This window comes from Streptomyces celluloflavus (assembly GCA_000720995.1).
GTDB lineage: Bacteria > Actinomycetota > Actinomycetes > Streptomycetales > Streptomycetaceae > Streptomyces > Streptomyces celluloflavus.
The window spans coordinates 134,788-155,600 of sequence record JOEL01000011.1; the positions used below are offsets into that span (position 1 = coordinate 134,788).

A 20,813-nucleotide genomic window follows, 5' to 3' on the forward strand; every position below is an offset into this window, starting at 1 on the left:
GCCCGGCCGCCGGTACCACTCCGTTCCGCCCCGTTGTCCCATGTCTCCCACGCACGGCCCACGGGCCGGAACGGTCACCCTGGCGCCCTCTTCCCCCGAAGAGGGCGGCCGGTCCAACGTCGGAACATCAACCGAAGGAGATCGCGTTGACAGTCATGGATGAGCGCACCGCCGTTGGCGTAACGTCGCTCGCGCTGGAGATCACCGGCCAGTGCCAGAACACCTGCAAGACGCACTGCTACGCACAGTCGGGACCGACCGGCAGCCACGGCACCATGACCCGCGAAAACTGGTTCGCACTCTTGGCGCAGGCCAGCGAACTCGGCGTGACCATGGTGCAGTACATCGGGGGCGAACCGACCCTCCACCCCTACCTTCCGCAGCTCATCAATCGCGCGCTGTCCCTGGGCATCCGTGTAGAGGTGTTCACCAACCTCATTCACATCCGCCCCTCGATGTGGCACGCGTTCGAACAGGACGGTGTCACCCTCGCCACCAGCTACTACAGCAATCACGCGGCCGAACACGAGAAGATCACCGGCGGGCGCGGTTCCTACGCCCGTACAAAGGCGAACGTCGCCGAAGCCATCCGCCGCGGTATCCCGCTGCGCGCCGGCATCATCCACGTCCTCGAAGAACAGAACGTCAACGGGGCCCTCGCCGAACTGCGGCAACTCGGCGTCACAGGACACATCGGCATTGACCGCGTACGCGCCATCGGCAACGGCAACACCACCGGCGTGAACATCCACAGCCCGGCGGAACTGTGCGGACGCTGCGGCTCCGACCGCGCCGCCATCAACCCCGACGGCATCGTCACCCCGTGCGTCATGTCCCGCTGGATGACCGCCGGCACCATCCGGCAACAGTCACTCGCCGAGATCCTGACCGGGCCCGCATGGGCCGACCAGATGGCAACGATCCCAAGGAACGCCGGCACCTGTGTCCCCGACACCTGCACCCCCCAAGAGGACTCCTGCCAGCCGTCCCCCGGCCAGACCGGATGTGCTCCCGACGACTCCGCATGCCAGCCGGGACAGCCCGCCTGTCTGCCCAAGTTCCCCGTCTGACACCCACTACCAGGGAGACAACGTTGACCGACTGGCACAAGCACGCCGCCATGCTGGCGGAGAAAGTGACACACCCACAGTCCCGTTGGCGTGGCGCCGTCGCGGGCACGCCCCGCCACCTGTTCGTACCCCGCTGGTGGTGGAAAGAGCCGACGGGCCCCGTACTGGCCGACGGGCCGGCCGATCCGGACCTGTGGATGCGCGTCGCCTACAGCGACATGACCGTTCTTACGCGCATCGGCCCCCTGCACGCAGACCACGCCCACCCCGACGACCACCCCGAGGGACTGCCCACCTCATCGGCAACACTGCCCTCGCTGACGTTGCAGATGTACCGCCACGTCCGCCCTGCTGAGAGCCTCGACATCCTCGACGTGGGGACCGGATCGGGATACGGCGCCGCACTCCTCGCCCACCGGTTCGGCAACGAGCGCGTGACCACAATCGACGTAGACCCCTACCTGACCAAGGCCGCGGCCGAACGGCTGGACGCCGCCGGCCTCGCCCCCCGCGCGCTGACAGCGGACGTGATGGAGCCGCTACCTGGCCAGTGGGACCGCATCGTGTGCACGGTGTCACTGCCCCGTATCCCGCCGACGCTGCTCGCGGCTCTGCGCACGGGCGGACGGCTGGTGACCAACATCGCCGACACCTGCCTCATCATCGGCGTAGAGAAGACTACGGACGGCGGCGCGGTCGGCCGCGTCGAACGCGACTGGGCCGGATTCATGACCACACGCCACGGCGACAACTACCCGCCCGGCCGCGCCGAGTGGTTCCTCGAACTCCGCAACAAAGAGGGCGAGGAGGTCAGCACGGGCCGTTACCCCGTGTTGAAAGTGATGGAGGCGTGGGACCTGTGGACCATGCTCGAACTCACCGCCCCCGGGATTATGCACCGCCACGAAGAGGGCCCAGACGGGCACCAGACGGCGTACATGATCCACACTGACGGATCGTGGGCCCGCGCCGAGGCGCACCGGACCGCCCCCCCGACCGTTCACCAGGGCGGCCCCCGTCGGCTGTGGGGCGAGCTGGAACGCATCCGCCACAAGTTCAACACCGAGGGCAGTCTCGGCCTGTACGGCTCCCGCGTCCGCGTCGAGCCCGACGGCGTGTGCCACATCGAACGAGGCGAATGGGTGGCCACCATCGAATAGAACGGCGCCCGTACCCCTTGCCGCTCCGTCCGCCCGCTGTTCCCCGTAACGGACGGACGGAGCCTTACGTGCTCGGGGTGGCCCCGTCCTGCTTCCGCTCGGCTACGTAGGTACCGCGCCCCGACACCGCGTAAACGAGCCCTTCCTCGGCCAGTACAGCAATCGCCCGGCGGACGGTCGGGCGGGAAAGCCCGTACTCGTCGGCGAGGGTGTTCTCGCCGGGGATGGCGCGGTTGGGTTTCCAGTCGCCGCGTTTCACCCGTGCGCGCAAGATCCCCGCGAGTTGCTGAAACGGCGCGTCGGGCGCGTCGCGCTCTACCTGGTCATCCGGCCCGTACTCCATGGGCCGAAGGTATCCGGCCGGCGGCATACCGGCACTCTCTGACAGGCTCACGCAGGCCTTTACAGGCCTTTACAGGCCTTTACAGGCCTTTACAGGTAGGTCTAGGGTCAGCCCACAAGAAGACCCCCGCGACGCGGCGAACGTCCGGGGGCATGGCCCATCAGCTTTAGGGAGCTGACGAACGTGACTGACTTTATCGTGCGCCTTGTGCGCCTCCTCGCGCTGTTGATCCCCGCGCGCGGGAAGCACCGCGCCACCCTTGCCCCCACGCCCGAACCGGCGCCTGCCCCGTCCTCGCGGCCCTTGCGCTTGCTGCCGGAGCGCAAGAGCCCGTATGCCCGCGAGGCGGCCGAGAAGCATCCGTTCGTGGACACGATCAGCCCCGTGCGTCCGTACGTGCTTGCGGAGCCCCGCAGGCGGCCGGACGACGCGAAGCAGCGGGCCCAGGCTGAACGGCGCTGGGCGCTCGACATGGCCCTACGCGGTATCGACGTGGGCCCGGCCACGATTCACGGCGTGCACGTCCGGCCCGGTGCCCGTACGGCCAGGGTGGCGGTGGGAGCGTGAGCGGCGCTGTCTGCTGCCGCTGTGAGCGGCTGACCCTTGCCCCGGTCGCGGTGCGCTATGTCGAACGGGCGAGCGGCCCCAGCGTGACGCTGTACGCCTGCCCGGACTGCGCGCCCCGCCTGATCCCGGGCCCACTTCCTGGGGAGGCCGCCGCGCCGCTACGCGGCTGACTGAAGCGCTACACCTTGCCCCGTCCGGTCCTCGGGCGGGGGTTTCATCGTTCCTGCGCACAGATGCGCCTGGCGTTGGGCGAATTGGTGACGACGGAGAGGTGAGCCGTACCGGAGTGCGGGGCCCAACCCCGTACATCTGCCGACCCACAACACGCTTGCAGTGGGGGAGGGGAGGCACCCCAGGACCCATTGCGGTGACCATTTTGAGGGCGCCCCCAAAATGGTCGATGTGCTGCTGACGCCGCGTCGCGGCGGGACCATCCCCTATGCACCCCTGACATGGTGGCGGCATCGTTGGGGCTGACGTCAACAATGGCGCTTGGCGGCGGAAACCTTCTGCGCGGCGCCACGCAGACGCCTTGGGTGGAAGTGTCGTTGCGGTGTGATATTCGCGCGCGCGGGCGCGGGCAAGGACACGACCGGTCGCGGCGGGACACTTCCGCGGCGGGCTGGGGACGGCGGGGACGTAGGGGACGCTGTTTCTGGGCTGCTCTCTACTTTCCTCTCCCCTCTCCTCAATGGGACAGAGAGGAGAGGGGGTGAGGCGTCCCCGCGTCCCCCACCTGGGGTCGTTCGTCCGTTTCCGCAGGCAGAAGCGGGGCGTAGTGGGGGACGCCTGGTGACCTTGGGCGCGTCCCCCGTCGTCCCCCATGCGTCCCCCGGACGTGGTTGCGCCCCGGTCGGCGGGTGCCGTGCCGGGGCGCGTCGTGCGGGGGTGGGTTATGGCGTTGGGGCGTAGGTTATGGCCCACAGCTTGCCGTTCTTGTTGCTGCCCGTGGCGCGGCTGACATGGATGTCGCGGGAGCGGAGTGCGGGGGCAACCTGGCGGATGCGGGCGCTGAGGATGGCGGGGGTTTGGGGCCATCCCTTGGTGAACTTCCCGCCTCGGTCGCCAAGCAGGTCGTGCAGCTCCGTCATGGTTCCGCGCCAGCCACCGGCGGGGAAGGCGGGAGAGGCCGTCCATGCTCGCAGGGCGGCGGCGACCGGGTGACCGTCGAGAACGGCATCGTTGAGCGTGTCCTGTGCCCTGTTGAAGGCGTCGAGGCTGTGCCAGCCGGTGACGCGGTCGAGGGCGTGCAGCAGTTCGGCGAAGTCAGCCAGTCGCGGACGCTCGGTCAACTCTGCCGCAGCATGGGGAAGTTCTGACCACACGGCGGCGGCGAGGTCGAGCAGCGCTCCGAGGATGCGTGGGTGCGCCCGCTCGTAAGCGGCCCACAGGGCTCCGGCGGTGCGACGCTTGTTTCGTGGGATGGGTTGAAGTTCGAGGGGCAGCATGCGCTCGGCGAGGTCGTTGCGGAGCGCGCCGAGGTCGATTCCGGTGAGCAGCACAGGGCGCTGGTAGGTGAGTACGTTCACGTCGTCGTCGGTGTAGAGGGCGCGGGTTACCTGGGCGTCGCCGGTGACGATGCGGCACAGGGCGTCGGACAGCCAGCCGTGCATGCCCGAGAGGTTGTCGAGGGCGAGCACCCACCCGGCCGCTGTGGTCGGCCCGAGGTCCCGCGGGTTCTCGGGCGCCTGGCGCAGCGGCGCGCGTGGACCCTCGATGACGCCGGCGAGCATCTGTCCCGACGTGCTCTTGCCCGTGCCCTGTTCGCCCGTCAGATAGGCGACGGGCCGGGGGATGCCGGGACGCAGGGCAGCGAGCAGCCAGCCGACGGCCAGCGGCAGCGTCTGGGGCGTGAACGGCAGCAGCGTGGCGAACTCCTCGATGCCTGCTTGCCAGCCGCCGGCCGGACGGTCCGGGCGCGGTAGGCGGGCGATCAGCTTGCTGCGCCGCCACACCGGCCCGGCCTCGGGATCGGGGAGGGTAAGCGTCCAGCCATCTGGGGCAAGGCGTACCGATTCCCCGTCGGGGCGGCCGAGGTCGAGCCAGGTCACCGCGGGGTCGTCCGGGTCGGGGGCGATGCGCAGGGGTAGCTCGGTCTCGGGGGCGTTCATGGCGAGCGCGTCGAGGGCGGCCAGTGCGTCAGCGAGCGCGGACTGCGAGGGGGTGAAGTTGTGCTCGGTCACGCATACCCGGATGAGGTGTTGGCGCAGACTCCCTGATCCGCTGTGGGCGGTGCCACGCAGCGGTACGGCGACCGGCGGGCCGTGGTGGGGGACGGCGTAGGGGGCGCCGTTGTGGCGCAGGTAGCGGAAGCGGTTCTGTCCGAGTACGCGCAACAGATCGGCCTGCGGCGGCTTCCGCTCAGGTTTCGGAGCACGGGGCGGCTCCGCGCCTGCTTCCGATCGGGGGAAGGGGACGATGGAGCGCGCCGCGGCTGCGGGGTTGAAGGTCGGGGCAGGAGTCACGCGGCGGCCCCGGTCATGGTGCGCGGGTGGTTCTGGCCGGCGGCCAGTCCGGAACGGATCGCGGTCTCGGCCTCGCGTTCGGGCAGCCCTGCATGCCGGGCGGCGTCGGTGAGGACGTCGGTGACCTGGGCGCGGTCGAGGCGGCCGGCGCCGCACAAGGTACCCAGGCTGAACGCAGCGCGGTTGAGCGTGCCGTTCCGAGTGCCGGGCTGCGCCTCGGCGACTGCACGCAGTTCTGCCTCAACGGCAGCAGCCACGTACCCGTTGCCCATCCGGCGGGGGCGCCAGGGCAGGACGACGCGGGGCCGCTCAGGGCGTACGCGGTGCCCGGTGCGGTCGAGATCACGGGCCAGCCACACGGGCAACTCGGCGACCGTGCGGCAGTCCCCGAGCGCGGTGTAGGTGCCCTGACGGGTGACCGTGCCCGGGGCGACGGCGTACGACGATCCGGCGCGCACGTCCAACTGCCAGCCAAGCGCCCCTGCTTGGGGGCGCCACTGCGTACCGGCGGGGACCCGGAACCAGTAGTGCAGCCCACCCGAGGGGGTGCGGACGGTGAGGGTTTCCGGGGCGCAGCCGGGCAGCGTGGCGCGTCGCGCCTCCACCAGCAGCGCAAGAACGTCGCGGCCGTCAACGACACTGCCTGAGGCTATGTCGCCGGGCAGTTCAACGCCGGGCAGCAGCCGCTCGGGATCGATGGGCGTCTCTCCGCCGTGGCAATCGACGTCGAGGATCACCAGCCCGGACGGCCCGGCGGCCACACCCACCCCGGCCGCGGGCATGTTCGCCCACCAGGTAGTGAGGCGGTTGGGGTCAGTCGTGGCGGCCAGCACCCCATGACAAGGGAGCCCCTGGGCGTGGCAGGGGCAAGTGCGCCCGTCGCGTTCAACGTAGGCAGGGTTGGGGCGGTCGGAGGCACCGGGGGAGCAGCGGCCGCAGCCGCGCACGGGCACCTTCAAGCCAGGGGCGAGCGGGTGCACGGCGTAGCCCTGGCCGGCCAGCCACAGGGCGACGCGCAGCGGATCGGGAGCCGGGGAACTCAAACGGTCCTCCCCGCTGCGACGTCGCCGATCAGGGCAGACAGCGCGTCACCAACGGCGGCGAGGCCCTGCGGATCGGTGCCGCGCACGCTGTAGAACGCGCAGTTCACCAGGGCGGAGGCGAGCTGCTGAGCGGTGTACGCATCGATATCGCGCGCGGCCCCGATGTAGACGTCAGCCCGGTAGCCATACGGGACAGGGGCTAGCCCACCGAACTCCCGAGTCGGTTGAGGCAGCGCGACCCATCCGTGCCGGACGGGGAGGCTGTAGGCCATGGCGGGCGGGGTGAGAGAGCTGCGGGGGTGCGTAGTCTGCACGGTGATGCGTCCTTCAGAGCGGCCCGGGTGGTGAGACACCCGGTGCCGCTGGTCACTGGTGAAGTGGTGGGCGAGGGCGTTCGGGCCGTCGGCGTGGCTGCGCCGGCGGCCCTTGTTGGTGGGGTGAGCGAGCGGGGTGCGCATCACGCGGCGTCGGTGGCGTGGGCGTCGAGCCAGCGCTCTATGTCCTCCCAGCGGGCGCGCAGGTGGCGGCCGACCTTGATCATGCGGGGGCCGCCCCCGCGGTGACTCCATTGGTAGACCGTGGTGAGCGGTACGCCGCAGTAGTCGGCGAGCTCCTGCGCGGTGGCGAGCTTGCGGTGCTTCGGGGCGGCGAGGCTGGTGAGTTGAGCGCGAGACATGGTGTCGATTCCTCCGGCTGAAGCGTTATCAAATCGTTCTCTCGAAACTTAACGATCTTTCGCACTCGTGTCCAGCGGAAGGTATTCTTTCGCTCCATGAGTCGAAGTGATGGCAACGAGCGAGAACGGGAAGGCGGCTCCACAGCCGCCGGTGGCGTCGACGAACAGTGGACGCGGGCACTGGAAGAGGCCCCGGCCTTCGGTAAGGCGATCGGCCGACAGTTGCAGCGCGTGCGGGAGGAGGAGGGGCGTACAGCCGAAGACGTGGCGCGGACTGCGCAACAGCTCGGGCTCTCGTGGCACCGCCCAACTGTGGGCCAGATTGAGCGCGGGCAGCGCGCGCTTTCCGCCGTCGAGCTGGTCGTACTGCCGTTGATCTATGGGCGCCCGTTGGGGGAGCTGCTGCCCGAGGGAACGGTCTGGCTGACGCCCGACCTGGGCGTCTACGACCGCGAGGTGCGGCGCGTGCTCGGCGGGGACTACAGCCCCAGTGCCCGCGCCCTGCGGACCCCCGGCGGCTGGCACGTGAAGGGGTGGAGCGACCAGACCGGAGAGGAGTTGGCCAGCCGCGTGGCGCAGGTGGTGACAGAGCTGTCGGAGCGCTCCCCCTGGCCGGCCGACGCACAGGTGCGCTACACGCAGGACAAGCCCGATGAAGCGGAGGCCAAGGCGGCGAAGCGACTCGGCGTCACGCCGCATTACGTCGCCTACGCGGCGCGCGAGACCTGGGGGCACGGCTTGGCCGCGGAACGCGAGGCGCGCCTACGTGAGCGGGGCGACCTACCGGAAGGGAGGCGCGCCCTCCAGTCCGCACGCGGTCACATCACACGAGCGCTCTTGGCCGAGCTGGAACCAGTCGTGAAGGCGTACGGGGGACGGCGTAGTACGCAGCACGAACGCACGGCACCCACAGCGGCAGAGGGTCTGTCCAGCAAGCGGAGGGAAACGGATGGCTGAGGTTTACGACCGCTGGCACAAGTCCCGTCCGGGTAAGGACGACAAGGAGTGCGGCGAGCACACCAGCAAGACGCGCAAGCTCGTGCCGAGCAGCGACCACGGCAAGGGGAAGCGGTGGCAAGTCCGCTGGCGTGACGCCGGCGGGAAGCAGTGCAAAGAGAACTTCGGAAAGAAGGCCGACGCCGACACGCGCGCGGCCACCATCAAGGCCGACCTCGATCGCGGCTTGTACATCGACCCCTCGGCCGGCAAGGAGAGCTTCCGAGCCGTCGCCGAGCGGTGGCGCATGTCCGCAGTGCACCGGCCCACCACGGCGTCACGTGTTGAGCGTGGGCTGCGCAATCACATCTATCCGATGTTCGGTGATCGCCCGGTTGCCGGCATACGGGCGTCGGACATACAAGCCTGGATCAAGGACCGTTCGCAGGTGCTCGCGCCCTCGACTCTAGAGGTCACGTACGCCTATCTGGTCACGCCCCTGAAGTCGGCCGTACGGGACCGGATCATCGCGAGCAACCCGTGTGACGGCGTCCGGCTTCCGCGTCAGCGGAGAGTCGAGGTCACGCCCCTGCATAACGACGCGGTACGGGCGCTCATCGAAGCGGCGGCGCCGAGATTCCGCGCCCTGTACCTGCTCGCGGCGTCATCGGGGCTGCGCCAAGGGGAATTGTTCGGCCTGGAGGTCGACTGCATCGACTTCCTGCGCCGGGAGGCCAAGGTGCGTCAGCAACTCGTCGACCCGGACGACGGCGAGCCGTACCTCGGCGAACCCAAGACCCATCAGAGCTATCGCACGGTGCCGCTCACGAAAGCAGTGGTCGACGCACTCGCCGCGCATCTCGAACAGTTCCCGGCGCATGGCGTGAAGATCGAGGATCGTACGGACCCGCGGAAACCCCGGACCCGCACGGCGCGGCTCCTCTTCCTCAATCAGCGTCGCGAAGTGTTCCGGCGCGGCGCCTGGTCGCAGGTGTGGGGGAGGTCCCGCAAGCTTGCGGGCGAGGCGCTCACCAAGGCGTACGACACTGCACACGCGGCATGGGTACGCGCCGGCAAGCCCGAGGGGCGCGAACCGGCCCGGGTAGTGATCCCCGAAGGCGCCAGCCTGCACGACCTGCGGCACTTCTACGCCTCGCTGCTGATCAAGCACGGTGAGAACGTGAAGACCGTGCAGAAGCGTCTCGGGCACACGAAGCCATCGATCACGCTCGACACGTATACGCACCTGTGGCCCGATGAGGAAGACACAACGCGGGCCGCCGTCGAGGCTGTCCTCGGCGATGTGCCCCCGTTGTGCCCTGCAAAGTCTGCCTAGCTGCGTTCGTGCAGGTCAGGCCGGTTGATCACCGGTAGTTCACGAACTGGATCGCGAAGTCCAGGTCCTTCCCCTTGAGCAGCTGCTGCACCGCCTGGAGGTCGTCCCGGCTCTTCGACGTGACCCGGAGTTCGTCGCCCTGCACCTGCGCCTTGACGCCCTTCGGGCCCTCATCGCGGATGATCTTGGCGACCTTCTTCGCGTTCTCCTGCGAGATCCCCTCCTCGATCGAGGCGAAGATCTTGTACTCCTTGCCCGAGGGCTGCGGCTCGCCCGCGTCCAGCGACTTCAGCGAGATCCCGCGCTTGATGAGCTTGGACTGGAAGATGTCGAGCACGGCCTTGACCCGCTCCTCGGCGTTGGCCCGCATCTCGATCTTCTCGCCCGACCACTCGATCGACGCGCCCACGCCCTTGAAGTCGTAGCGCTGCGAGATCTCCTTGGCGGCCTGGTTGAGGGCGTTGTCGACCTCCTGCCGCTCGACCTTCGAGACGATGTCGAAACTGGAGTCGGCCATATTGAGTTGGCTCCTCGTACGTAGATCCGTCAGGGGTACGGCCCATCCGGACCGCCCCGCAAGCCTAGCCACCCACCCGTGATCCAGCAGTGCGGAATCGAGTGGCGAACCACCCCCAGCCATCGGGTATGGTTTACGTCGTTGCCCCGGAAAACCGCCTTACAGCGGGCCTCCAGGCAGCAAACCCTGGCGGTGTGCCCGAGCGGCCAAAGGGAGCAGACTGTAAATCTGCCGGCTTCGCCTTCCCAGGTTCGAATCCTGGCGCCGCCACAGGTGGAAAAACGGCCCCTGAACTGCATTAATGCAGTTCAGGGGCCGTTTTGCCATGCGGTTTTCCTCGTGCCCTCTTCGCGCCCTCTGCGCTCTTCGCCCCGCTCGCTCCCTCCAGCGGCGAATTTCCGGCGGCTTCGCGGCGTCCGTGCGGCGGGTGACCGGTTCACCGGGCCGGTCGCTCCCGTGGGCCGTGCCGGTGCGTAGCGCTCGCGGCGGGGGGAGTGGCGGGGTAGATATGGGGGTATGGCCCGAATCCGGAGCCGTTCCTGGGGGCTCACGGGCCGATGGCTCGCCAGTTGGCTCCCGGGGCACAGGCGCGAGCGGCGAGAGCGGAGCCCGGATTCGCGGGTGCCGTCGGCGCGGCGTCCCAAGTCGCTGGCGGGCGTCCGCAGCGTCGCCGGGCAGATGTTCGTGCTGCAACTGCTGATCGTGCTGCTGCTCGTGGTGGCCGCGGTGGCCACGCTGCTGCTCCAGGCGCGGAGCGACAGGTTCCAGGCGGCCCGCGACCGTACGCTGGCCGCGGCCGAGGCGTTCGCCCACGGGCCCGGACTGGTGGACGCGCTGCGCGGCCCCGACCCGACCGCGGTGCTCCAGCCGCTGACCGAAGCGGCACGCAAAAAGGGCCAGGTGGACTTCATCGCCGTGCTCAACCGGCAGGGCATCCGCTACACCCACCCGCTGCCGGCCGAGATCGGGAAGAAGTTCGTCGGCACCATCGGACCGTCGCTGGCCGGCCGCACCACCACCGAGAGCGTGCACGGCCCGCTGGGCGACGAGGAGCAGGCGGTGGTCCCGGTCACCGACGCGCACGGCGCGGTCGTCGGCCTGGTGGCGTCCGGCATCAAGGTCAGCCGGGTGAGCAGCGCGATCGACCGTCAGCTGCCGGTGCTCCTCGGCGCCGGCGCCGCCGCGCTCGTCCTGGCGACCGGCGGCGCGGCGCTGGTGAGCCGGCGGCTGCAGCGGCAGACCCATGGACTCGGCCCGGCCGAGATGACCCGGATGTACGAGCACCAGGACGCCGTACTGCACGCGGTGCGCGAGGGCGTGGTGATCATCGGCGGCGACGGCCGGGTCCTGCTCGCCAACGACGAGGCGCGCCGCCTCCTGGACCTGCCCCCGGACGCGGAGGGGCGCCGCGTCACCGACCTCGGCCTCGACGCCCGCGCGGCCGGACTGCTGGCCTCCCGGCGCGTCGCCACCGACGAGGTGCTCCCCGTCGGGGACCGGCTGCTGGCGGTGAACCACCGGCCCACGGACCGCCGGGGCGGCCCGCCCGGCAGCGTGGCCACCCTGCGGGACACCACCGAGCTGCGCGCGCTCGCGGGGAAGGCCGAGGTCGCGCGCGGCCGGCTGCGGCTGCTGTACGACGCGAGCGTCGCCATCGGGACGACGCTCGACGTGGCGCGTACCGCCGAGGAGCTCACCGAGGTCGCCACCCCCCGGTTCGCCGACTACGTCAGCGTCGATCTCGCCCCGGCCGTCCTGCGGGGCGAGGAGCCGCCGGTGGCGGTGCGCGGCTCGGCGGCGGAGGTGCGCCGGGTGGCGGTCCGCGGCGCCCGGGACGACCACCCCTTGTACCCGGTGGGCGAGCCGGTGACGTACGCCGCGCCCACTCCGCAGGCCACGGGGTTCATCAGCGGGCATCCGGTGCTCGTCCCCGACCTGCGGACCGCCGTCGACTGGCGTACGCAGGGGGCCGCGCACGCCGAGCGGGTCCTGGACTACGGGTTCCACTCGCTCATCACCGTCCCGCTGAAGGCCCGGGGCGTGCTGACGGGGATCGTCAACTTCTGGCGTACCGAGGAGAGCGGCCCCTACGAGGCGGACGATCTGTCGCTGGCCGAGGAGCTGGCGGCGCGCGCCGCGGTGTGCATCGACAACGCGCGCCGTTACACGCGCGAGCACGCCCTGGCCGTGACGTTGCAGCACAGCCTGCTGCCGCGCGGCCTGCCCGAGCAGAACGCCCTCGACATCGCCTACCGCTACCTGCCCGCCCAGTCGGGGGTGGGCGGCGACTGGTTCGACGTCATCCCGCTGCCGGGCGCCCGCGTCGCCCTGGTCGTCGGCGACGTGGTCGGCCACGGTCTGCACGCCGCCGCCACGATGGGCCGGCTGCGCACGGCGGTGCAGAACTTCTCCTCCCTCGATCTGCCGCCGGACGAACTCCTCGGACATCTCGACGAGTTGGTCGGCCGCATCGACCAGGAGGCGTCCGCCGCGGAGGGGGAACCCGTGATCGCGGGCGCCACCTGCCTGTACGCGATCTACGACCCGGTCTCGGGAGTCTGCACCCTGGCCCGCGCGGGCCACCATCTGCCGGCCCTCGTCCACCCCGACGGCACCGTACGGTTCCCCGAACTCCCCGCCGGCCCGCCGCTCGGTCTGGGCGGTATGCCCTTCGAGGCCACGGAACTGCCGCTGCCCGAGGGCAGCAGCCTGGTCCTGTTCACCGACGGGCTGATCGAGGACCGCAGGCGGGACATCGACGCCGGGCTGGAGATCCTCAGCCGCACGCTGGCGGCCCCCGGCCGGTCGCCGCAGGAGATCTGCGAGGCGGTGCTCGACGTGCTGCCGCCCGCCGAGCAGAGTGACGACATCGCCCTGCTCGTCGCCCGCACCCACGTCCTGGCGGCCGGTCAGGTCGCCGAGTGGGAGCTGCCCACCGACCCCGCGGCCGTGGCCGGCGCCCGCGCCGACGTCAGCCGGCAGCTGACGCGGTGGGGCCTGGACGATGCGGTGTTCACCACCGAACTCATCCTCAGCGAGCTGATCACCAACGCCATCCGGCACGCCTCCGGCCCGGTCCACGTACGCCTGTTGCGCGACCGCAGCCTGATCTGCGAGGTCTCCGACACCAGCAGCACCTCACCGCATCTGCGCTACGCGGCCGCGGAGGACGAGGGCGGCCGCGGCCTGTTCCTCGTCGCCCAGCTCGCCGAACGGTGGGGCACCCGGTACACCTCGGAAGGCAAGGTCATCTGGGCCGAACAGCCGCTCTTCTGAGGGCGCGCGCCGCACCGCCGCCGTACGGCCCGGCCGAGCGCGTACCGGCCGGGCTTTACGGCGGTGGCCTGTCACCTGTGCGGCGGTCGCTCACCCGCAGGAGCGGACCGGCACCCGCCGGCACGCCGCCTCAGTGCGCGGCCACCGCCCGTACCGCGTCGGCCAGCGGGACATCGCCGTTGACCAGTTCCAGGCACCGGCCGGCGGTGGCCGGTTCGGTGAGCAGGGCGGCCAGCACGGCTGCCACGTCGTCGCGGGTCACCGCGCCGCGGCCGGTCGCGTCGGCCAGCGTCACCAGGCCCGTTCCGACGTCGTCCGTCAGCCGGCCGGGGCGCAGGATCGTCCAGTCGAGTCCGGCGCGGGAGCGTACGTCCGCGTCCGCGGCGCCCTTCGCGCGCAGGTAGGCCGCGAAGACCGGGTCGGTGTCCGCCGGGGGTTCGCGGTCCGCGCCCATCGACGAGACCACGACGAAGCGCCGCACCCCGGCCGCCTCGGCCGCGTCCGCGAAGAGGACCGCGGCGCCGCGGTCCACGCTGTCCTTGCGGGCCTCGCCGCTGCCGGGGCCCGCGCCCGCGGCGAAGACGGCCGCGTCCGCGCCCTCCAGATGGCGCGCGACATCCGCCACCGTCGCCGACTCCAGGTCGCAGACCACCGGTTCGGCTCCCGCGGCCAGCACGTCCCCGGCCTGTCCGGGCCGCCGGACGATGCCCGCGACCTCGTCCCCGCGCCCGGCGAGCAACCGCTCCAGCCGAAGCGCGATCTGACCATGTCCACCTGCGATGACAATGCGCATGATGCCGACCGTACGCGCAACTCCCGCGCCGCACCGCCGGGACGGGGCGGCGTCGGCCACTCCGGACGACCGGACGGCGGGACGACCGGGCCGGCCCCGGCGTCAGCGCTGCGACTGCCGGGGCAGCTCCAGCGCCACCTCGGCCGCCGAGTCGCAGTACTCGCGCACCGCGCTGGTACGCGCCACCACCCGCCCGCGGTGCACCACGATCCGGCTGTAGGCGAGCGAGAGCGCCCCGGCGATCCGCTCGCCGCGGACGGCCAGCAGCTCGGCGGGGAAGCCCGCCTCGACGCGGACCTCCGGCAGGCCCAGCGTCGCCCGCGCCGCCGTGCTCACCGTCTCGTACGCGGCCTCGGGCGTGGCCTCACCCAGCGACGCCAGCAGATACGCGGCCTCCAGCGGATCGCCGCGGCCCACCGGATTGGCCACATCGCGCAGCGCCCCGCTGCCCGCCGCGACCCGCACCCCGGCCGCCCGCAGCAGCCGGACCGGGGCCGGCCGGGAGACCCGGGAGCCGTGCCGCTCCAGGCCCGTGCAGTCGCCCTGCGGCAGGCAGATCACCGCGACACCGGCGGCGGCCAGCTGTTCGGCGGCCCGGGTCGCCACGCTCCGGGGCATCCGCGCCATGCCCGCGCACGGCCCGATCGCGACCCCCGGCCGCAGTCCGCCGGCCATCGCCGCGAAGCGCGCCAGCCGCGCGGGGTCGTCACCGTCTGTGTGCAGGTCCACCGGGCAGCCGTGCTCGCCGGCCAGCTCCAGGACCACCTCGGCGTACCCGGCCGGATCGGGGTCCAGGTCCGGGCAGCCGCCGATGACCGAGGCGCCCATCTTCACCGCGTCCCGCAGCATCGCCAGCCCGTCCGCGCCGGCCACGCCGGTCAGCACCCGGGGCACCGCCACCGCCGCCAGATCGGCCAGCCCGCGCAGCGACCGGCGCGCCTGGAGCACCGCCTCCAGCGAGCGCAGGCCCTGTACGTCGCCGATCCGGACGTGGCTGCGGCAGGCGGTCGCGCCGTGCCCGAGCTGCAGCAGCGCGGCCTCCGTCGTACGCCGCTGGACGTCCTCGGGGGAGTCGGCGGCGGGGCCGTCGCAGTCCGCCGTCAGCGCGGTGTCACAGTGCGCGTGCGGTTCGGCGGGGGCGGGGAGCAGGAGATAGCCGGCGAGGTCGATGCGGGCGCCGTACGGGCCGAGGCTGCCGGTCGTCCCGACGGCCTCGATGCACCCGCCGCCGAGCCGTACGTCCACCGTGCGCCCGTCGGCGAGCCGGGCGCCGCACAGGACCAGCGCGCCCGCGTCCGGCTTGGGGTGCCGGGCGGTGCCGGCGGGGCCGCCCGGCTGGTCCGGCCTGTCCGGCTGGGGATGCGGCTGCGGTGAACTGCTGTCGGACATCGCGCTCCTCGAAGGCACGGGCGTGCAAGATCACGCAGCGTTCGTCCGAGCCTATGGGGCGGCCGGGAGAGCTTCGAGCAGGCGCGGAATAGTCGTACCGGTGTGGTGCGCGGGGCGGCTGGGGCAGGGCCCGGATACGGATTTCACCTTTGGCTGCGGTCCGTGTAATGTCTTCATCGCTCGCCCCAATAGCTCAGTCGGCAGAGCGTCTCCATGGTAAGGAGAAGGTCTACGGTTCGATTCCGTATTGGGGCTCTGATGTGTGAGGTATCCCGCCTTCGGGCGGGGAACTCTTACATCACAGCGGTGTAGCTCAGTCGGTAGAGCAAGCGGCTCATAATCGCTGTGTCACCGGTTCAAGTCCGGTCACCGCTACCTACAGTAGCCGATTGTGGGGTCGGTCCTCCGATCGGCTACTCTTTTATGCGTTCATCCGTCCATTTGTCCGTCAAGGAGCACTCACGTGGCTGCCACCGACGTCCGCCCGAAGATCACGCTGGCCTGCGTGGAGTGCAAGGAGCGGAACTACATCACCAAGAAGAACCGGCGTAACGACCCGGACCGTCTTGAGATGAAGAAGCACTGCCCTCGTTGCAACTCGCACACCGCGCACCGCGAGACGCGATAACACAGGCTCGTCCGTGAGGCCGTCCCCATCCGATGGGGGCGGCCTCACGGCGTTATCACCGCATCAGGACAGGGAGGTTGCGAGGCCCATGGCTCTCGACCAGTCATTTGTAGGTCGCACGTACCCGCCCACCGAGCCGTACGAGGTCGGTCGGGAGAAGATCCGCGAATTCGCCGCGGCGATCGGCGACACCAACCCCGCTTATACCGACACCGAAGCGGCCAAGGCGCTCGGTCACCCCGAGGTGATCGCACCGCCGACCTTTGTGTTCGCGATCACATTCAGGGCCGCGGGGCAGGTCATCGAGGACCCGCAGCTCGGGCTCGACTACAACCGGGTGGTGCACGGCGACCAGAGGTTCGCCTACACCCGCCCGGTGCGCAGCGGCGACCGGCTGACCGTCACCTCCACCATCGAGGCGGTCAGGTCCATGGCGGGCAACGACATCCTCGATATCCGGGGTGAGGTGCACGACGAGGCGGGCGAACACGTCGTGACCGCCTTCACCAAGCTGGTGGCCCGCGCCGCCGAGGGGGCCTGAGATGACCGCGAAGATCTCCTACGACGATGTCGAGGTCGGCACCGAACTCCCCGCCCAGTCCTTTCCGGTGAGCCGCGCCACGCTCGTCCGGTACGCGGGCGCCTCCGGCGACTTCAACCCGATCCACTGGAACGAGAAGTTCGCCAAGGAGGTCGGGCTGCCGGACGTCATCGCGCACGGCATGTTCACGATGGCCGAGGCGATCCGGGTGGTCACCGACTGGACCGGTGACCCGGGCGCCGTCGCCGAGTACGGCGTGCGGTTCACCAAGCCCGTCATCGTCCCCGACGACGAGACCGGCGCGCTGATCGAGGTCAGCGCCAAGGTCGCGGCCAAGCTGGACGACGAGGCCCGGACGGTCCGCGTCGACCTCACCGCGACCAGCGCGGGCCAGAAGGTGCTGGGCATGTCCCGCGCCGTCGTCCGCCTCGCCTGAAGCGTTGCCGCCGGGGGCGGTCCGGCTGGGGACGGCCGGACCGCCCCCGTACTCTTGTGCGCGTGCAGGAACTCCACGACGCCCCTCTCGCCCCGCTGACCACCTTCCGCCTCGGCGGCCCGGCGCGGCGCCTGGTCACGGCCACCACCGACGACGAGGTCATCGCCGCCGTCCGCGAAGCCGACGACACCGGCACTCCGCTGCTGATCATCGGCGGCGGCAGCAACCTCGTCATCGGCGACAAGGGCTTCGAGGGCACCGCACTGCGCATCGCCACCCGCGGGTTCGCGCTCGACGGGACGAACCTGACGCTGGCGGCCGGCGAGAACTGGTCCGACGCGGTGGCCCGTGCGGTCGCCGCCGGACTGGCCGGTATCGAGTGCCTGGCCGGCATCCCGGGCTCCGCGGGGGCCACCCCGATCCAGAACGTCGGGGCGTACGGCCAGGAGGTGTCCGCCACCATCAGCGAGGTCGTCGCCTACGACCGGCGCGCCGAGGAGACCGTCACGCTCCGCAACGCGGACTGCGGCTTCTCCTACCGCCACAGTCGCTTCAAGCAGGACCCCCACCGGTTCGTCGTGCTGCGCGTGCGCTTCGCCCTGGAAGACGCCGGCGGCCTCTCCGCGCCCCTGAAGTACCCCGAGACGGCCCGCGCCCTCGGCGTCGGGGCGGGCGACCGCGTCCCGGCCGCCAAGGCGCGGGAGACCGTCCTCGCGCTGCGGGCCGGCAAGGGCATGGTGCTGGACGCCGCGGACCACGACACCTGGTCGGCCGGCTCCTTCTTCACCAACCCGATCCTCACCGAGGCCGAGCACGCCGCCTTCGTCCGCCGCGTCCAGGACCGCCTCGGCCCGGACGTCACCCCGCCCGGCTTCCCGGACGGCGACTCCCGGGTGAAGACCTCCGCGGCCTGGCTGATCGACCGGGCCGGCTTCACCAAGGGCTACGGCAGCGGCCCGGCCAGGATCTCCACCAAGCACACCCTCGCGCTCACCAACCGCGGCGCGGCCACCACCGAGGACCTCCTCGCACTGGCCCGCGAGGTCCGCGACGGCGTGCACGCGGCCTTCGGCGTGCTGCTCGTCAACGAGCCGGTGACGGTGGGCGTCAGCCTGTAGGAGAACGGCGGCGGCCCGGCCGTCAGGCCGCCAGCCAGGCGTCGATGCCGGTCAGCAGGCGCTGCTGTTCGTCCTGCGGGGCCCGGGAGCCGCGGACGGACTGCCGGGCCAGCTCGGCCAGCTCGGCGTCGGTGAAGCCGTGTGTGCGGCGGGCGATCTCGTACTGCGCGGCCAGCCGGGCGCCGAACAGCAGCGGGTCGTCCGCGCCCAGCGCCATCGGCACCCCGGCGTCGAAGAGCGTCCGCAGCGGTACGTCCTCCGGCTTCTCGTACACCCCCAGCGCCACATTCGACGCCGGGCACACCTCGCAGGTCACCCCCCGCGACGCCAGCCGGTTCAGCAGTACGGGGTCCTCCACGGCCCGGACGCCGTGCCCGATCCGGCCGGCGTGCAGATCGTCCAGGCAGTCCCGCACGCTCGCCGGGCCCGCCAGCTCGCCGCCGTGCGGCGCGGCCAGCAGACCGCCGTCCCGGGCGATGGCGAAGGCGCGGTCGAAGTCCCGGGCGAAGCCCCGCCGTTCGTCGTTGGAGAGGCCGAAGCCGACGACACCCTCGTCGGCGTAGCGCACCGCCAGCCGGGCCAGCGTCCGGGCGTCCAGCGGGTGCTTCATACGGTTCGCGGCGACCACCACGCGGATGCCCAGACCGGTGGCCGCGGAGGCGCCGCGGACCGCGTCCAGGATGATCTCCAGCGCCGGGATCAGCCCGCCGAGCCGCGGTGCGTACGAGGTCGGATCGACCTGGATCTCCAGCCACCCGGAGCCGTCGCGGACGTCCTCCTCGGCGGCCTCGCGCACCAGCCGCTGGAGGTCCTCGGGCGAGCGCAGACACGACCGTGCGATGTCGTACAGCCGCTGGAAGCGGAACCAGCCCCGCTCGTCCGTGGCGCGCAGCCGGGGCGGCTCACCGCTGCGGAGCGCCTCCGGCAGATGGACGCCGTACTTGTCGGCGAGCTCCAGCAGGGTCGTGGCCCGCATCGAACCCGTGAAATGCAGGTGCAGGTGGGCTTTCGGCAATCGACGCACATCACGAACGCTCTCCATCCGGAGATCTTGCCGCACGCACCCGCCGCGCCGGTAGGGCCTTTTCCAAAGGGATGCCCGGCAGAACACGCGAGCGGGCGCCCGCCGGGGCACGGAAACGGGCGCCCGGCATGCCCCGGGCGCCCGCTCGCGACGGTCAGCTCCCGGGGCGCCGGACGGCCGCCGCGGGAGGCCGGCTCACGCCGTGGCCTCGGCCAGCAGCTTCTGGATCCGCGAAACGCCCTCGACCAGGTCCTCGTCGCCGAGCGCGTACGAGAGCCGCAGGTAGCCGGGGGTGCCGAAGGCTTCGCCCGGGACGACCGCGACCTCTGCCTCCTCCAGGATGAGCTCCGCCAGCTCGACGCTGGACTGCGGGCGCTTGCCGCGGATCTCCTTGCCCAGCACGCCCTTCACGGACGGGTAGGCGTAGAACGCGCCCTCCGGCTCCGGGCACAGCACACCGTCGATCTCGTTGAGCATCCGCACGATCGTGCGCCGCCGCCGGTCGAAGGCGACCTTCATCTCCTCGACGGCCGTGAGATCGCCGGTGACCGCCGCGAGGGCCGCGATCTGCGCGACGTTGGAGACGTTGGAGGTGGCGTGCGACTGGAGGTTCGCGGCGGCCTTGATGACGTCCTTGGGGCCGATCGCCCACCCGACGCGCCAGCCGGTCATCGCGTAGGTCTTCGCCACACCGTTGACGACGATGCACTTGTCGCGCAGCTCGGGGACGACCACCGGCAGCGAGGAGAACTCGGCGTCGCCGTAGACCAGGTGCTCGTAGATCTCGTCGGTCAGCACCCACAGGCCGTGCTCGGCGGCCCAGCGGCCGACGGCCTCGACCTGGTCGCGGGTGTACACCGCGCCGGTCGGGTTGGACGGCGACACGAACAGCAGCACCTTGGTGCGCTCCGTGCGGGCGGCCTCCAGCTGCTCCACCGACACGCGGTAGCCGGTCGTCTCGTCCGCCACGACCTCCACCGGTACGCCGCCCGCGAGGCGGATCGACTCGGGGTAGGTGGTCCAGTACGGCGCCGGGACGATGACCTCGTCGCCCGGGTCGAGGATCGCCGCGAACGCCTCGTAGATGGCCTGCTTGCCGCCGTTGGTGACCAGGACGTTCGCGGCCTCGACCGCGTAGCCGGAGTCACGCAGCGTCTTGGCGGCGATCGCGGACCGCAGCTCGGGGAGGCCGCCGGCCGGGGTGTAGCGGTGGTACTTCGGGTTGCGGCAGGCTTCGACGGCCGCCTCGACGATGTAGTCGGGCGTGGGGAAATCGGGCTCACCCGCGCCGAAGCCGATCACCGGACGGCCGGCGGCCTTCAGAGCCTTCGCCTTGGCGTCGACGGCGAGGGTCGCGGACTCGGAGATCGCCCCGATGCGGGCCGAAACCCGTCGGTCGGCGGGGGACGGTGCGGAAGGTGTGGCAGCGCTCATACAGGCATCGTCCCAGAACGCCGGAGGGCCCGGCACACGGGTTGTGGACCGGCCCGGGGCC

Annotated in this window: 21 protein-coding genes and 3 tRNA genes; 14 read left to right on the forward strand and 10 right to left on the reverse strand. The window is 71.3% G+C overall.

The genetic code is table 11. The annotated features are described in order from the left end of the window. The first annotated feature begins 155 nt into the window (after window positions 1-155). Together IH09_RS12425 and IH09_RS12430 are read left to right on the forward strand one after the other, a co-directional pair. Window positions 156-1,070, forward strand: a complete 915-nt coding sequence (locus tag IH09_RS12425) for a radical SAM protein (protein WP_052856237.1) — start codon at window positions 156-158, stop codon at window positions 1,068-1,070. 23 nt (window positions 1,071-1,093) lie between these two features. Beyond that, a complete protein-coding gene (locus IH09_RS12430; RefSeq protein WP_318279442.1) occupies window positions 1,094-2,230 on the forward strand; it encodes a methyltransferase domain-containing protein in 1,137 nt (378 codons plus the stop codon). A 64-nt stretch (window positions 2,231-2,294) separates the two neighbouring features. Here the strand turns inward: IH09_RS12430 and IH09_RS12435 are convergent, their stop codons facing one another. Further along, the gene (locus IH09_RS12435; RefSeq protein ID WP_052856238.1) at window positions 2,295-2,573 is read right to left on the reverse strand and encodes a GntR family transcriptional regulator; all 279 of its coding nucleotides are present in this window, start codon (window positions 2,571-2,573) and stop codon (window positions 2,295-2,297) included. Window positions 2,574-2,756: 183 nt separating this feature from the next. Here IH09_RS12435 and IH09_RS39820 point away from each other — a divergent pair, with 183 nt between their 5' ends. Both IH09_RS39820 and IH09_RS38980 read left to right on the forward strand, forming a co-directional pair. Beyond that, the gene (locus tag IH09_RS39820; protein WP_052856239.1) at window positions 2,757-3,140 is read left to right on the forward strand and encodes a hypothetical protein; all 384 of its coding nucleotides are present in this window, start codon (window positions 2,757-2,759) and stop codon (window positions 3,138-3,140) included. Beyond that, a complete protein-coding gene (locus IH09_RS38980; protein WP_190233269.1) occupies window positions 3,137-3,310 on the forward strand; it encodes a hypothetical protein in 174 nt (57 codons plus the stop codon). The genes IH09_RS39820 and IH09_RS38980 overlap by 4 nt, the downstream gene beginning before the upstream one ends. Window positions 3,311-4,033: 723 nt before the next feature. On the opposite strand, the gene IH09_RS12445 is transcribed toward IH09_RS38980, so the two are convergent. The 4 genes from IH09_RS12445 to IH09_RS12460 all read right to left on the reverse strand — a co-directional run bounded on the left by IH09_RS12445 (window position 4,034) and on the right by IH09_RS12460 (window position 7,324). Then, window positions 4,034-5,476 carry a hypothetical protein gene (locus tag IH09_RS12445; RefSeq protein ID WP_110952246.1) on the reverse strand — a complete coding sequence of 481 codons (1,443 nt, stop codon included), beginning with the start codon at window positions 5,474-5,476 and terminating at the stop codon, window positions 4,034-4,036. A gap of 125 nt (window positions 5,477-5,601) precedes the next feature. Then, window positions 5,602-6,648: a bifunctional DNA primase/polymerase gene (locus IH09_RS12450; RefSeq protein WP_052856240.1), complete on the reverse strand. Its 1,047-nt coding sequence runs from the start codon at window positions 6,646-6,648 to the stop codon at window positions 5,602-5,604. Further along, complete coding sequence (locus tag IH09_RS12455; RefSeq protein WP_052856241.1) at window positions 6,645-6,962, reverse strand: hypothetical protein; 318 nt, start codon at window positions 6,960-6,962, stop codon at window positions 6,645-6,647. The genes IH09_RS12450 and IH09_RS12455 overlap by 4 nt, the downstream gene beginning before the upstream one ends. 143 nt (window positions 6,963-7,105) lie before the next feature. Next, window positions 7,106-7,324: a helix-turn-helix transcriptional regulator gene (locus IH09_RS12460; RefSeq protein WP_052856242.1), complete on the reverse strand. Its 219-nt coding sequence runs from the start codon at window positions 7,322-7,324 to the stop codon at window positions 7,106-7,108. A gap of 96 nt (window positions 7,325-7,420) precedes the next feature. Here IH09_RS12460 and IH09_RS12465 point away from each other — a divergent pair, with 96 nt between their 5' ends. Continuing rightward, a complete protein-coding gene (locus IH09_RS12465; RefSeq protein ID WP_190233270.1) occupies window positions 7,421-8,281 on the forward strand; it encodes a helix-turn-helix domain-containing protein in 861 nt (286 codons plus the stop codon). Next, complete coding sequence (locus tag IH09_RS12470; protein WP_052856244.1) at window positions 8,274-9,596, forward strand: tyrosine-type recombinase/integrase; 1,323 nt, start codon at window positions 8,274-8,276, stop codon at window positions 9,594-9,596. Before IH09_RS12465 ends, IH09_RS12470 begins: the two co-directional genes overlap by 8 nt. A 28-nt stretch (window positions 9,597-9,624) precedes the next feature. Here the strand turns inward: IH09_RS12470 and IH09_RS12475 are convergent, their stop codons facing one another. Next, on the reverse strand, window positions 9,625-10,113 hold the full coding sequence (locus tag IH09_RS12475; protein WP_052856245.1) for a YajQ family cyclic di-GMP-binding protein: 489 nt from the start codon (window positions 10,111-10,113) through the stop codon (window positions 9,625-9,627). A 188-nt stretch (window positions 10,114-10,301) separates the two neighbouring features. Here IH09_RS12475 and IH09_RS12480 point away from each other — a divergent pair. Together IH09_RS12480 and IH09_RS12485 are read left to right on the forward strand one after the other, a co-directional pair. After that, window positions 10,302-10,383 (forward strand) — tRNA-Tyr (locus IH09_RS12480). A 408-nt stretch (window positions 10,384-10,791) separates the two neighbouring features. Beyond that, on the forward strand, window positions 10,792-13,389 hold the full coding sequence (locus tag IH09_RS12485) for a SpoIIE family protein phosphatase (RefSeq protein ID WP_240151136.1): 2,598 nt from the start codon (window positions 10,792-10,794) through the stop codon (window positions 13,387-13,389). A 130-nt stretch (window positions 13,390-13,519) separates the two neighbouring features. Here IH09_RS12485 and IH09_RS12490 read toward each other — a convergent pair whose 3' ends face one another. Then, complete coding sequence (locus tag IH09_RS12490; RefSeq protein WP_052856247.1) at window positions 13,520-14,182, reverse strand: NAD(P)H-binding protein; 663 nt, start codon at window positions 14,180-14,182, stop codon at window positions 13,520-13,522. A 102-nt stretch (window positions 14,183-14,284) separates the two neighbouring features. Then, a complete protein-coding gene (locus IH09_RS12495) occupies window positions 14,285-15,571 on the reverse strand; it encodes an amidohydrolase family protein (protein WP_052856248.1) in 1,287 nt (428 codons plus the stop codon). A gap of 182 nt (window positions 15,572-15,753) precedes the next feature. On the opposite strand from IH09_RS12495, the gene IH09_RS12500 reads away from it, so the two are divergent. The 6 genes from IH09_RS12500 (at window position 15,754) to IH09_RS12525 (ending at window position 18,294) form a co-directional block, all read left to right on the forward strand. Continuing rightward, window positions 15,754-15,826: transfer RNA gene (locus IH09_RS12500), tRNA-Thr, on the forward strand. 47 nt (window positions 15,827-15,873) lie between these two features. Then, window positions 15,874-15,946, forward strand: a tRNA-Met gene (locus IH09_RS12505). Between the two features lie 88 nt (window positions 15,947-16,034). After that, complete coding sequence (gene rpmG, locus IH09_RS12510) at window positions 16,035-16,199, forward strand: 50S ribosomal protein L33 (RefSeq protein ID WP_006604855.1); 165 nt, start codon at window positions 16,035-16,037, stop codon at window positions 16,197-16,199. Window positions 16,200-16,287: 88 nt separating this feature from the next. After that, window positions 16,288-16,740 (forward strand): MaoC family dehydratase N-terminal domain-containing protein, encoded by a 453-nt coding sequence (locus IH09_RS12515; RefSeq protein ID WP_052856249.1) that lies wholly within the window; start codon window positions 16,288-16,290, stop codon window positions 16,738-16,740. Between the two features lies 1 nt (window position 16,741). Then, the gene (locus IH09_RS12520) at window positions 16,742-17,176 is read left to right on the forward strand and encodes a MaoC family dehydratase (RefSeq protein WP_052856250.1); all 435 of its coding nucleotides are present in this window, start codon (window positions 16,742-16,744) and stop codon (window positions 17,174-17,176) included. Window positions 17,177-17,238: 62 nt separating this feature from the next. Next, window positions 17,239-18,294: a UDP-N-acetylmuramate dehydrogenase gene (locus IH09_RS12525; RefSeq protein WP_052856289.1), complete on the forward strand. Its 1,056-nt coding sequence runs from the start codon at window positions 17,239-17,241 to the stop codon at window positions 18,292-18,294. 22 nt (window positions 18,295-18,316) lie between these two features. Here the strand turns inward: IH09_RS12525 and IH09_RS12530 are convergent, their stop codons facing one another. After that, on the reverse strand, window positions 18,317-19,336 hold the full coding sequence (locus IH09_RS12530; protein ID WP_052856251.1) for an adenosine deaminase: 1,020 nt from the start codon (window positions 19,334-19,336) through the stop codon (window positions 18,317-18,319). A 177-nt stretch (window positions 19,337-19,513) separates the two neighbouring features. Continuing rightward, window positions 19,514-20,752, reverse strand: a complete 1,239-nt coding sequence (locus IH09_RS12535; RefSeq protein ID WP_052856252.1) for a pyridoxal phosphate-dependent aminotransferase — start codon at window positions 20,750-20,752, stop codon at window positions 19,514-19,516. Window positions 20,753-20,813 lie beyond the last annotated feature (61 nt).

What these genes read in the sequence shown, in the direction of transcription:
- IH09_RS12425 (WP_052856237.1), top strand. Translation starts at nt 156, where the DNA reads ATGGATGAGCGCACCGCCGTTGGCGTAACGTCGCTCGCGCTGGAGATC.
- IH09_RS12520 (WP_052856250.1), top strand. Translation starts at nt 16,742, where the DNA reads ATGACCGCGAAGATCTCCTACGACGATGTCGAGGTCGGCACCGAACTC.
- IH09_RS12485 (WP_240151136.1), top strand. Translation starts at nt 10,792, where the DNA reads ATGTTCGTGCTGCAACTGCTGATCGTGCTGCTGCTCGTGGTGGCCGCG.
- IH09_RS12515 (WP_052856249.1), top strand. Translation starts at nt 16,288, where the DNA reads ATGGCTCTCGACCAGTCATTTGTAGGTCGCACGTACCCGCCCACCGAG.
- IH09_RS12530 (WP_052856251.1), bottom strand. Translation starts at nt 19,336, where the DNA reads ATGGAGAGCGTTCGTGATGTGCGTCGATTGCCGAAAGCCCACCTGCAC.
- IH09_RS12470 (WP_052856244.1), top strand. Translation starts at nt 8,274, where the DNA reads ATGGCTGAGGTTTACGACCGCTGGCACAAGTCCCGTCCGGGTAAGGAC.
- IH09_RS12435 (WP_052856238.1), bottom strand. Translation starts at nt 2,573, where the DNA reads ATGGAGTACGGGCCGGATGACCAGGTAGAGCGCGACGCGCCCGACGCG.
- IH09_RS12465 (WP_190233270.1), top strand. Translation starts at nt 7,421, where the DNA reads ATGAGTCGAAGTGATGGCAACGAGCGAGAACGGGAAGGCGGCTCCACA.
- IH09_RS12495 (WP_052856248.1), bottom strand. Translation starts at nt 15,571, where the DNA reads ATGTCCGACAGCAGTTCACCGCAGCCGCATCCCCAGCCGGACAGGCCG.
- IH09_RS12475 (WP_052856245.1), bottom strand. Translation starts at nt 10,113, where the DNA reads ATGGCCGACTCCAGTTTCGACATCGTCTCGAAGGTCGAGCGGCAGGAG.
- IH09_RS12460 (WP_052856242.1), bottom strand. Translation starts at nt 7,324, where the DNA reads ATGTCTCGCGCTCAACTCACCAGCCTCGCCGCCCCGAAGCACCGCAAG.
- IH09_RS12490 (WP_052856247.1), bottom strand. Translation starts at nt 14,182, where the DNA reads ATGCGCATTGTCATCGCAGGTGGACATGGTCAGATCGCGCTTCGGCTG.
- IH09_RS12535 (WP_052856252.1), bottom strand. Translation starts at nt 20,752, where the DNA reads ATGAGCGCTGCCACACCTTCCGCACCGTCCCCCGCCGACCGACGGGTT.